The 13,030-nt window shown below is 46.3% G+C and carries 7 protein-coding genes; all 7 read right to left on the bottom strand.

Features of this window, described 5'->3' with window-relative positions; genetic code table 11:
* Positions 1–251: 251 nt before the first annotated feature.
* The gene (locus GJU87_RS02115) at positions 252–908 is read right to left on the bottom strand and encodes a DUF2202 domain-containing protein (RefSeq protein ID WP_153637999.1); all 657 of its coding nucleotides are present in this window, start codon (positions 906–908) and stop codon (positions 252–254) included.
* A 319-nt stretch (positions 909–1,227) separates the two neighbouring features.
* Entirely contained in the window at positions 1,228–2,688 is a 1,461-nt protein-coding gene (locus tag GJU87_RS02110; protein ID WP_153637998.1) for a glycoside hydrolase family 30 beta sandwich domain-containing protein, read from the bottom strand.
* Positions 2,689–2,709: 21 nt separating this feature from the next.
* Positions 2,710–4,158, bottom strand: coding sequence for a glycoside hydrolase family 30 beta sandwich domain-containing protein (locus GJU87_RS02105; RefSeq protein ID WP_228491822.1), 1,449 nt, complete (start codon positions 4,156–4,158; stop codon positions 2,710–2,712).
* A gap of 50 nt (positions 4,159–4,208) precedes the next feature.
* Positions 4,209–5,933, bottom strand: coding sequence for a SusE domain-containing protein (locus GJU87_RS02100; protein ID WP_194831416.1), 1,725 nt, complete (start codon positions 5,931–5,933; stop codon positions 4,209–4,211).
* 145 nt (positions 5,934–6,078) lie between these two features.
* Positions 6,079–7,569 carry a RagB/SusD family nutrient uptake outer membrane protein gene (locus GJU87_RS02095; RefSeq protein WP_153637996.1) on the bottom strand — a complete coding sequence of 497 codons (1,491 nt, stop codon included), beginning with the start codon at positions 7,567–7,569 and terminating at the stop codon, positions 6,079–6,081.
* A gap of 13 nt (positions 7,570–7,582) precedes the next feature.
* Complete coding sequence (locus GJU87_RS02090; protein ID WP_228491821.1) at positions 7,583–10,558, bottom strand: TonB-dependent receptor; 2,976 nt, start codon at positions 10,556–10,558, stop codon at positions 7,583–7,585.
* 562 nt (positions 10,559–11,120) lie between these two features.
* Entirely contained in the window at positions 11,121–12,776 is a 1,656-nt protein-coding gene (locus GJU87_RS02085) for a DUF6377 domain-containing protein (protein WP_153637995.1), read from the bottom strand.
* Between the last annotated feature and the right edge of the window lie 254 nt (positions 12,777–13,030).

Here is a 13,030-nt window from a genome sequence, read left to right as displayed (position 1 = left end):
GGTTCGGTTTCTCCTGAATTTAATAATTAAAGTGCTAGATCGTTCAAATTGTATTGTAAAACATATAGAAATCAAGACATAAAACTCGCATGCAAGGTTGATTAAGCAAAAAAATAGCTGACTGCTGCTATGATATCAAGTACCGTCAATAGCCAGCTATTTATTTCCAAACCTATGAAGAAAGCTATTAGCTCAGTGTTCAATGAAAGCCCTGAAATATTTATCGATGAAATGTTGCGGGCGGTAAAATATTATTGCCCGATAATCGCATCATAAGCATCGGCATCCATAACCTGCGGCTCGTAAGTAATTCCCAAAGAAGCCAGATTGCGGACGAATGCGCGAAGATGATTGGTTGAACCTTTTAGCAAATTGGCATAAACTATTTCTACGTTGGCATTTTCTACCTTTTCCAGCCAGTTATTCAAATCGACAATGTCAGTCTCTTCAATTAACGCGCCGACCTTCAGTGCCTCTTCAATTCCAGCGCGTCCTTGTTCAACTAACGTATCGTAGAGGCTTTGTAAATCTGGATTCACGAATACACCACGCTCATCGGAAGCCGGATTTACAACGTTATAACCATCAATCAGAAAAAGGACGGCATCCATATGGCGCTGTTCACTTTTCGAAACATTGTCGAATACACGAAGGTCATGAACGTCAAACATTTCCAGATAAACATCGCGGGCGACTTTTTCTTCTTCTATCATGAATTGCAGACTGGCAACTTCCTCATCAGTCAGGTCACCAGCTAAATTGCCATCATCATCAATTATTAAAGAGAGTGCTTTTACCTCAGAAGCCTGAACTTCATCGGCAGATACAGAGGGGTTTTCGCTACAGGAGGTTACGATAATTAGTGCGGCTATTGCAAGGAATGCAATAAAGAAACTCGTTTTTTTCATCACAACTGATTTTAAGTTCGACTACAAATAATTCAAAAGATGCAGCATTTGAAGAGTCTCAGCTCCGTCGTCGGCAAACAACCATTTAACAGTGAGTTATTCTCAGCAAATGCTACATTTTTTCAGTGTACCGCATGAGACGAATTTTACCCTACACCAATTGGAAAATAATCTTCTATAAATCAGTTCTCTCCCGTTAAAATCTATGTTTTAGGTAAAAAATTATCCTCCAGTGGAAAAAAAAAGCTGACAACAGATACTTCGATATCCGTCGTCAGCTGACTTGCAAACCTATGAAATCCTGTTTGTCTACATATACTTAGTACACCAGCGTTTGAATGGCATGCGCCGGTATTTCCAGGTGTGTTTCCGCTTGTCCTACAATCAGGTTGTAAGTAACCGGGCTGTCGGAACCATTCATCACCACCGTGGCCATCTTTCCGTCTTTATTCATGAAAGAAGTACTGAGCAGTGTACTCCGGCTGGAAGCCGTACTGATGCGCTTCGCTCCCGGATGAATGAATTTGGAGAAATGACCGATGTAATAATAAGCCGGCGTGAAATTCAGTTCGCCGGTTCGGGTATCGGCATGTACGGGCGCGAAACAGAAGTTGCCCACATGATTCGGGCCGCCATTCTGATCGAGGAGAATATTCCAGTCTGTCCAGCCTACCGTTCCGTTGTTGAAATCGTGAATCATATTGCTCCCGTAACGCTCGGCATTAGACCAGCGCTGGTATTCTTCCGGCGTAAATGCCTCGTTACACCCTTCGGTGAACAACAGGTTCTTATCAGGATAAGATTCCTTCACTACTTGCTCATTGTCCCATTTGGGTTTCGCGCCGGTCCAGGTTTCGTACCAGTGCATTCCCATTCCCCAGGCATATTTAGCCGCATCCGGATCACCGAAAATGGTGTTGGCGCGGTCGACCATCAAATCACGATTGTGGTCCCAGACAATGATTTTCTTATCTCCAAAGCCTGCTTTTTCCATGGTCGGACCGAGGAAGTTTTTCAGGAAATCCCTTTCTTCAGCAGCTGTATATACACATGACTCCCACGTCTGCACAGCCATTGGCTCGTTTTGAATGGTAATTCCCCAAATCGGAATTCCTCGTTTTTGGTATGCCTGAATAAACTTCACATAGTAGTTGGCCCACGCCTGATCATACTCCGGAAGCAATTTTCCGCCGTGCAGCAAACTCTTGTTGCTTTTCATGAAAGCCGGCGGACTCCACGGGCTGGCAAACAAAACCATATGACCGCCAGCCTCGGCAATCGCTCTTTTAATCATCGGAATACGGTATTTCATATCATGAGCTACCGAGAAAGTTTTCAGATCTTTATCCCCATCTTCCACGTAAGTGTAACTCTCGCTACTAAAGTCGCAACTACCAATATTCGTCCGCATCAGCGAATAATCGATACCACTTTTTCCGTAATAAGCCGCCAACAATTCCTTCTGTTTATCAGCCGGAAGCTGAGCAAACACCTCTGCCGAAGCGTCAGTAATTGCACCACCGATTCCCAGGAATGACTGGAAAGACTTCTTCGGATTAACGAAAATGGAAATTTCCGTTTCTTTGGGTTGAATAGCTTTCTGAAAGCTCGATTCACCGGTATGAGCCAGGCGCAGATTGGTATCTTTCGCCGTAGTGAATACCTCAATTTTCTTTCCGCTGGTCGAAAAATCAGGTGCGGTCGTGTCTTTCTTTTCCTGAACTGGCTGAGCGCACGACCAGGCCCAAAAGACAGTAACAATTATTAAGGAGTACTTCATCTGGTTTTATTTATTGTTCGATTACCAAATATATGTTCCCACAGCGCCTCCTGCAAGTGTGCTGCACACTGTTTCTTCGCCGAGTTTCACATTGAATGCCTGGGTAACCGAAGCATCGTTCAAAACAATCAGTACAGTTGAACCATCGGGTGTTTTGAAGGCCACGTTGGGCAAGTTACCGGGTTGACTGCTCGAGATACGTTTCGAGCCAGGACGAACAAATTTGGACGCATGAGCAATGATGTAGTAGGCCGGATTCCTCTTCACATTGTCACCGTCGATGGTTAACGCTCCCAAACACTGCGAACAACCTCCATCGGTGTGTGGTTCCAGGCTTGAATTCGCTGCCAGGTTCCATTCCAGAACGGTTTTGCACCAGTTCCGGCTTGCGCCGATGATTAATTCCCGGGTATGCCATTTCAAATCACTCGGGAAGTCCCCCGGAGCACCAATCCACTGCTCTGTAAAGTACAGGTTCTTATCAGGATAGCTGTTATGCAAAGCAGCCAGACTGTTAATAGAACCGGCATAAAGATGGAACGCTGCACCATCAACATATTGCGAGGCATCAGCATCGTTGTATATTTCTGCCGGGTAATCGGTCCGGTCGCAATTATGATCGTAAACAATAATTTTTGTTTGAATTCCTGCTGCTTTAAACGCAGGTCCAAGGCTCGTTTTAATAAACGCCGCCTGTTCCGTGGCCGGCATATACATACTCGGATTGTTTCCGTCATGCAGCGGCTCATTCTGAATGGTAATGGCATCGATGGTAATTCCTTCCTGCGCCATCCCTTCAATATACTTCACGAAATATTTCGCGTATGCATCGTAATATTCAGGTTTCAGACTACCGCCGACGGAATTATTGTTGGTTTTCATCCACAATGGCGCCGACCAGGGCGAACCCAGTATTTTGATATTTGGATTGATTGTCAGAATCTCTTTCAGAACCGGAATCAGGTATTGCCGGTCGGGAGCCAACGAAAAATGGTCCATGTTGACATCCGTTTGACCGGAAGGCAAATCGTCGTATGAAAATACGGAAGCATCCAAATCGGAAGCTCCGATGCTGATACGAAGGTAACTGATACCGATATTGTTATCGTTATCATCGAACAACTCTGTCAGCAAAGCATGTCGTTTGGCAGCCGACATGTTGTAAAGATGCATGGCACTTCCGCCGGTTAGCGCGAAACCAAAGCCATCCATGGTCTGAAATGTTGTCGATGGATCAATTTCAATCGTTGGCAAATTACTATTCGTCGACTCGGTTAAACTGTTTTCCTGCGGTGAAAACAACACCGATTTATCAGGCTTAGTCAGATAGAAAGCTACATCTACCGGCACCGAAGGAGGTGGCGGAGGTGCGGGAGTTGCCTCTTTTTTGTCGTTACACCGCCATCCCATCACACTCAATGTCAACAATGCAGCCAATCCAACCGTTAATTTTCTCTTTCCAACCATCATTCAATTCGTTAAGGAACCAGGTGGCCGAAACCACCTGGCTTTATTTTAGTTTAGTTTTTGACAAACTGGTAAGTTCCTGTTTGATAGTCATCACTCACAACAATCGTTGCCGTATAGTTACCATCAGCTGTCAGGTTATCAAAGTTTTCACCACCGTTATTGGTCATCGTACCACTCAATGCAGAAGGATCGTCTGCTCCGAACTGCACGTCCCACGGCGAGTTGAATTTCATCAGGTAACCTGCTTTCAGGTCTGTTGTTACCGTAAAGGTATAAGGATGAACGTAAGTCATCACAAACTCATCGCGCGTATCCCAGTTCGACCAGTGGAACAACTTCATGTTGTAATAATACCAGCTCGCTTTCGCTGAAGAGAAATCAATGTTCAGCATGTAAGCCTGGTCTTGTTCAACCGTCATACCATCGGCGCTTTCTGACAAATCAGAAGTTCCGGCCACCTTATCAGCAGTAGGATTATCAGAAGCACCCACATTTCCGCTCAACGCGTAACTGGTTCCCGAACCATCGGATGCACTGTTCAGGGTATACGCTACGCCACTTTGCAATGCCAGATAAGTACCCGAAGTAAAGGTATCACCATCTTTGGTCAATTCCTTCATCATTGTTCCATCAGCGAACAGATAAAGGTGATCTGGTGTCGCAACCGGACCAGCAGCATTCGGATCACGCTCAATGGTGTAGGTATACGGATCGTTGGACAAGTCGAGCGTGAAGATGCACTGCCCCGACAACGTTGACTGGTCATCCTCGAATGAGATACCCAGCTCATTTCCTTCCGATTCCATGATGAGCGAATTATCAGTACCGACAATGTGCTTCAGCAGATAGCCCCAGTCGCCGTTAGCGCGGAATACAAATCCACCTTTATCGAGCAGATTGATGCTGCCTTTCCAGACACCGCCGCCCTGGTATTGCAGAGGTTCGTCACCTCCCCAACCGCCATCGATGATACCACCAACAATACTCCATTTGTCAATTTTCAGTAATGAATAGGTGTTGTTATCCAAATCAACCGAGATACGGTAAACAGCTGAATCGGGAGCAACAATCGCGGTACCTGATTTCACCAGGTTTCCGTCAGAACCACCATATTGATGAGCCGGCAGACTCGTAGCGCTGAAGAATTTAAAGGCTTTTCCTTTATCCAGATGAGTGTAAGCTTCGTAACGGTTCAGTCCGTTTCCATTGGCATCCTTCAGACGGCGCATCGGAATTGCTTTCGACAAATCCGTGCCGGTCTCTGTAGCTTCTCCTGAAACATAGAGAGAAGTCGGAATAATTTCGTGTTGGAAACGGGTCACCAGCAAATCGCCCGAGGAGTAAGTGCTTTTACTCAAACAGCTGGCAACGACGGCCCAGGTCACTTTCGATTCGGCATCCGCCGGATAACCGGCCAGCGACATCGCTTCATTCAGCTGACTGGCCGAAATGGACGCGGTAAGTGCGGCACCCGTGTTCGCCGCTTTCACCGAAAGAATCGGCGTATCGAAACTGGTTGAACCGGCAGTATCGATTACGACAGAATAATAGACGCCAAAACCAGCCGTGGAAGAGGCCCCTGTCCAGGTAAAGACGATAGTTGAATCAGGTTTGTTCTCATCCAAAACGATGGATGAATTCGTCGCCGGAGAAACAATCGCAGGATCACTTAGCTCCCAGTTTCCTTCCGGCGCAAGATTATCTTTTTCGGTGCACGACCAACCGGCAAACAACAGCGCGATGACCGTGAGCAATAAACTATATCTTGTCTTCATTTTTTTCATTTGTTGTTTGAAAGAGACATGGTCCGGGCGTCACCATAAATGCCCTTAAATTCGTTGTCCTCCTGAATGGAGAGTCCAACTAGCAACCACCCTTCCATGTCCTTTCATGTAACATAAATTTCAATATTATCCAGTACTAAAGCGGATTCTGCTCCAGCTGCGGGTTTCTGTCAAGTTCCTGCTGCGGAATCGGGAGCAGAGTTTTGGCTTCCGTTGCATTATACGGTGTAGGCTGACCAGTCCTAAGGTCAATTTCCTGCAGGTTGTTCATGGTCGAAACCACCAGGTTGTGACGTTTCAGATCATCCCAACGCTGTCCTTCCTGGGCCAGCTCCAGACGGCGTTCGTTGAGAATCGCCGTACGCAAGGCATCTTTCGTAGCCGTTTGCGCGGCAGTCAGTGGTGCCAGGTTTACGCGGGCGCGGATTTTATTTACCTCAGCAGCTGCATCGGTCAAGTCACCGGTTTCGTTCAAAGCTTCTGCTTTCAGCAAGACAATGTCTCCGTAACGAAGAATGTACAACCGGTCGGTACTGGCCCATCCCATCGCGTTCTTCATTTTGTAGGCAAACGGGATGCTGCTGCCTTTGGCATTGCCCCAATATTCATCAATCCAGTCGTTCACTTTTTCGAAAATAACGCTGGCGTTTTTCCGCACTACATCGCCTTCTGCATCGTAAGCATCAATCAGGTTATGCGACGGGACAACAAATTTCCGCCAGGTGTCGCCACTCAGCGACGGAGGCAACATCATCTGCGGGGCCCAGTTTCCTTCACTTCCGCCGGTGTATTGTACTTCCAGAATCGATTCGGCATTGTTGTAATGATTACCATCGAACAGGTCTGCATAGTTATCCAGCAAACGGTAATTGGCGGTGCTGGCTTCCACTTTGGCAATGTATTCCAACGCTTTGGCATAGTCATGTGCTGGTTCCTGAGCACAGGCTTTCGCGGCAAGCGCATAAGCAGCACCGGCAGTGGCACGGGCCTTGTTCACCGTTGCATCGCTACCGTATGTATCCGGTAACAGTTTGGCTGCTGCGTCCAGATCTTTCAGAATCTGAGCATACACTTCTGCTTCGGTAGCACGAGGCAGTTGTGTTTTACCCGGATCGGTCGTTGTGGTCGATTCGAGAACCAGGGGTACCCCGCCCCAGTTTTTTGCCAGGTTGTAGTAGTGCAGCGCTCTCAGAAACAGAGCTTCTCCCTTAATCTGCTGTCTGCGCTCGTCGGTCAGTTTGGGATCGGTAACGTCCGGTAGCCGGTCAAGTACGGTGTTGGCCTTCAGAATCCCATTATAGAGAGACGACCACCACCCCAGTATACGACTATTCGTGGGGGTGATATTGAATAGATCAATGGCAAAAATCTCCGGGTTATCTCCTCCGGCATAGTCATTATCCGTACGAACATCTTCCAACAGAATCTGATCCCACACATAGTAGTCAGACGACTGAAAAGTCTCATACGCACCGGTCAGTGCGGCCTCGATTTGATTGGCGGTAGAATAGGCACTGCCACTCGTCTCTTCCGAGATGGGAGTCAAATCGAGATAGTTGTCACAGGCAGCCGCCAAAAAGAGGATCGCTGCGCTGAGGATATATTTTTTGAATGAATGAAAATTCATATCTCTATCTTTTTTAGAAAGTTATATTTAAACCAAAGATGATGTTCCGGGTCTGTGGATACGTACCATAATCGATGCCTTTTGCCGTATTGGAAGTTCCGAAGGCGTTCACCTCCGGGTCAAATCCAGAGTAGTCAGTCAATGTCCAGAGGTTTTCGCCGGTGGCATACACCTTCACGTTCTGCATCTTCACTTTGTCCGTCCATGCTTTCGGCAGTTGGTAGCTCAGGGTAACTGTTTTCAAACGGAGGTAAGAACCATCTTCGATAAAACGGCTGGAAATACGTGAGTTATCATAGCTCCCCCAGCTGGCTTTCGGAATATCAGTCTGGTCACCGGGTTGTCTCCAGCGGCGCAGTACAGCCGTCGACTGGTTCTGCGGGCCGGTCATGCCTTCAATCTCCATGCGGGAAGCATTCAACATATCGTTTCCTTGCGAACCTTGCAGGAATACGGACAAAGACAGTGATTTATAGCTGACGTTGTTGGTCATACCGTAAATGAATTTCGGGTTGGCGTCACCAATCACTACGCGATCGTCAGCCGAAGGCGTGAAAGTACTGGAGCCATCTTTAGCGATGTAATAAGCATTACCGGTCTGCGGGTCAACACCACCCCAAACATAGCCGAAGAGTGTTCCGAGCGGCAGGCCTTCTTTCACCAGGCTGGCATCGCCACGGTTCGTAATACCTCCGGCAAAGATCTCTTGTCCAACCAAATCAACGACTTTGTTCCGGTTGAAGGAGATATTGAAATTCGTTGACCAGTTGATGGCTTTCTTCACGTTGACCGTAGTCAAATTGAATTCCAGGCCTTTGTTCTGCAGTTTGCCTACGTTCTGGATAGCTGAATCGAACCCGGTACTGCGGGGCAGCGGTGCATTCAACAACAGGTCGCTGGTGTTCCGGATATAAGCATCAGCTGAAAACCGGATGCGTCCGCGAAAAACAGACAAATCAAGACCTACGTTGGTCTGTTCCGACTGCTCCCATTTCAAGTTCCGGTTTTCTACCGAAGAAGGATATGTTCCTGGCAGTGTAGAACCACCAATCGGATAATTAGCTCCACTTCCTACGCGTCCAAACCAGGCATAGTTTGTAATCTGGTCGTTACCAACAACACCCCAACCGGCACGTAATTTCAGGTCGTCGAGGAAACTCAGGTCCTGCATGAACGGTTCCTGCGAAATACGCCATCCGATGGATGATGATGGGAAATATCCCCAACGGTTGTCCGGACCGAAAACACTGGAAGCATCGGCACGGAAGTTAACGGTCAGCAGATACTTGTCTTTGAAACTGTAGTTGATACGTCCCAGAAAGGAAGTATTCCGCTTTTTAGCCTTATCGGAAGACGCCGCAATCATTTCAGAACCACCATTGGTTGTCTGAACACCGTTGCCGGAAAAGTTGCGGGTTTCGATATGGGCGTTTTCCCAGTAAAACTCCTGGATAACACTACCGGCTAATGCTTCGATTTTGTGTGAGCCTAACGTTTTATTGAAAGTCAAAGTGTTATCCCAAATGTAGTAGCTGGTTTTGTTGGTATTGTTAATTCCCTGTCCGTTCAAAGCACGACCGTAGCTGGTCAGGAACGGATCGAGGAAATAATCGTAAATTTCATTGCGATCATCGATACCCAGATTCGTTTTAAAACTAAAATCTTTCAGGAAATCGATTTTAGCATACACATTCCCCAGTATTCGCTGGCTCTTGTATTTGCGATTCGAACCATCGGTGCTGGCAATCGGGTTTTCCCAGTTTTGGAATGGGTTGCTGGTAAACGTTCCATCCGGATTATAAATGCCAATAACAGGGGGAGTTGTTAACGCTCCAAGCAGTACACCGCCTTTGTCTACACCCTGGTTATCATTCACGTCCACATCCGAATAAACCGAGTAAGCCATGCGGGTTCCCACGGTCAGCCACTTATTCACTTCCTGGTCGAGGTTGATTTTGAAGTTGTAGCGGTTCATCTGCGCACTGCGGACAGCACCAACCTGTTCAACCCAGCCGCCTGACATGTAGTAAGAAGTTTTATTGCTTTTTCCGGAAACGGACAACTGATAATTTTGTGAACGTCCGTTCTGGAAAATCTCTTTCTGCCAGTCGGTATTGTGAGTATACAACGACCAGTCGGTGTTTTTTCCCATTTCGGTCATCAGGTCGCGATATTGCTCACCGTTCAATACCGGCAAGGTTCTCCATACCTGGGAGAAACCATTGTACACATCCAGTTTCACGGTCGGGCGATCGGTAGTTCCTTTATAGGTTGTAATCAACACAACACCGTTTGCTCCCTGAGCACCATAAATAGCTGCCGAAGAAGCATCTTTCAGGATTGAAATACTCTGAATGTCAGCCGGATTTATGGAACGGGTATCGGTTGTCGGTACACCGTCGACCACGTAAAGCGGCTCACTTCCGGCAGTAATGGAGTTCGTTCCGCGAATGCGAATACTAAATCCCTGAGAAGGTTTTCCAGAACTGGAAAGTACCTGTACGCCGGCCGCTTTACCTTCGATGAGTGCCCCCATTTGCGTATTGGGTCGCGAGTCCATCTGTTTGGAATCGACCATGGCAACAGATCCGGTTACATCTTTTTTCTGCTGAGTACCATAACCAACCACCACCACTTCATCGAGGCCCGTTACATTCTCTTCCATGGTCACATCAATGGTTGCGCGATTGCCAATGCTCACGTCTTTGGTCTTCATACCAATAAAACTGAAAGTGAGCACACCATCAGCAGGAATATCTCCCGAAAGGGAATACTGTCCATCAAAATTGGTGATAGTACCAGTTGATGTTCCTTTCACCATAACGGTAACCGAAGGAATGGGCTCCCCGGATTTGTCCGTCACAGTTCCTGTAATCGTTCGTTGCTGTGCATACGAACTTACCGACAGGAGCAATCCTGCCAGAAGGCATAAAACAGATTTATGCCAGAGACGAATTTTCAAGAACGTCATTGTTTTTTCTTTTTTCATAGGATTATTTGTTTACCTTCCATTGCATTATCAGGCTATCCGCGCATTATGCTATAACACATAACTTTCGCCCGCCCGTTGCCAGACGCAGCCTGACATTCAGATGCAATTCTTTCTCGTTACCGGCTGCAGATTTCCGCCGGAATAGCTGTATTCAACTCGAAAAGTTTATCGGAGTTTTTATCCCTCTTTGGTAGGCCTATGCTAGCCCCGTAACGAAAGGACAAAACAGGATGGTTTCACACACCGATGTGTTTAACGTCTTCTTCATAGCGATTGTAATTTTAAGTTAGCAATTGTGCCCAATTGGTTGTCTGACGGAATATCAAAAAGCTCCACCCGATTTTCAGGTTTTAAAGCGATGGTAAATAGAATGAGATTGGGAAGGAATTACGAATGACGGTAGGGAAAATATAGATAAAAGTAGGACATCTAAAATGATTATTGTCTCATTTTATGGCACTTGCATTTTTTCGGAGATTCAAAAAAAGTGGATGGTTTAAACCCGAAATGAGTACAAATTTACCTCTCAGACGTAAAAAAGGGGGGAAATTTCGGTCTGCTATTCGCTTGAAAATTCTCCGATTTTCATCACGTAATCTTCGAAGTCGTCGCGGGGAACGACAGCCCTGTTTTTCACTTTCACCCGGTAATTATAAATGGTGTTTACCGAATAGCGTAAAAGCTTGGCGATGGCGGCACTATCGGAGATTCCCAGCCGGATTAAAGCGAAAATGCGCAGTTCGGTATTTAGCATTTCGCCCTTCTTCACGGTAATTTGCTCATCCTCTTTCAACAAGGCGTTGAATTCTTCCACGAAAGTGGGATAAATCTGCAGGAAGGTATGATCGAAATTATCGTAAAACTCCCGGATTTCGTCTTCGATCAAACGCTTCGATTTGGTTCGCTCGAACAGTTCCGACACTTCCCGGTCGGCAATTTGCTTGTTCACATTCCGGCGGAAGCCATCAAGCTTATCGATATAATCGGAGCAAATGCTGAAGAAGCTGCCGATGTATTGTTCCTTCACATGATTCGATTCAGAAAGTTGGCTGTTCAACTCATTCAGCTGAGTATTCGCTTCGGAAAGATGGCCGTTCAAATCACGAAGTTTCAGATTGACGGCCTGCAAATCCTTCCGGGCACGGGCCAATTTCTTCACCTGACTGTAAATAAATAATATGGAGAGCAACAACACAACCGACAGCAGACTAATGATAATAAGCAGGTTGCGCAGGTGTGCCTTTTGCTTATCGCTTTTCTTTTGATAAGCTGCTGTCACCACGGGCAGAATGTTCGATATCTGCATGTACCGAAGCCGCGAGTTGAAATAAGCCGCATCTTCGAATGAGAACTTGATGTACTCGTAAGCCCGATCAATTTTATTTTGATGGTAGAGGATTGTCGAAAGCGCTGCCATCGATGCATTGTCTTTCACCGCCGCCCGGATATCGGACATCGCCGACAGAATCAGGTATTTTTCGCGTTTTTCTGTATTGTTTTGCAGCTGATAGGACAAGGAACGATCGAACGTAATCATCGAATACTCCCGGGTTCCCATCTGCGTCATCGCCAAACGCTTGCTGTTCACCCAGCGACACGAATCATATTCACCGGCATCCCGGTACTGTTTTTCCTCGATGGCCAGGTAAGCTTCCGAGTTTGGGTCGAGCAGCTTCACCACCGAATCACGGTAGGCTTTATACAACTTGTAGTATTTACCTGCATTTTCCTTCACCTGGTTATATACGTTCAGGTCGGAATACACGTGCATGAAATCGTGGTAGTAATTCGGTAATAGTTTTTCCGAAAGGTGTTTCCGATCGACTTCGTGCAAAATATCCAGCGCCTCTTTGTACCTGCCCGATGAAGCCAGAATTCCCGAAAGGTTAATGCGGGTCTCATTCAGCATCGTTTCATTATCCAGGTCACGGGCCAGCTGGAAATTCAGGTCGATGTAGTGGAGGGCCGAATCGAAGTTGAACGGGATATACTCATCAAGGATACGGTTATTAATGTAATACCGTTGAGACGAACTCAATCCCGGATCATTGAGTAAGCTTTTGATGCTCTTTATCTTTTGCAGCTTTACTTGTTCATATTGCTTTCGCTGCTTCATGGTTACATCCAGCTGATGTAACAACGAATCAATCTCGCTGGCCATGGTCATCTGCCAGCTTCCTGCGAAAAGAATAAGCAACAACAGTAACTTCCTCATTCTGCAAAATTAAAAAACAATAACAGGTCTTTGATACGATGAATTAACAGAAGTCTTCAAATATACTTTATTTGACAATAAGTGAATCGTTTAGATCAAACATAAAGGTCCGATTTTAGTTATCATGTCATGAAGCATATTCACATCCCATCATTCATCAGGGATATTCCCAACATATTTTTTTATTTTCGTTGGTTATTTAGAACGACTCTTTCTAACACTCCCCGTTAGATGGGAGCCAATACAGACGCATT

This window comes from Prolixibacter sp. NT017 (assembly GCF_009617875.1).
Taxonomy (GTDB): domain Bacteria; phylum Bacteroidota; class Bacteroidia; order Bacteroidales; family Prolixibacteraceae; genus Prolixibacter.
This window is presented reverse-complemented; position numbering and strand designations above follow the sequence as displayed.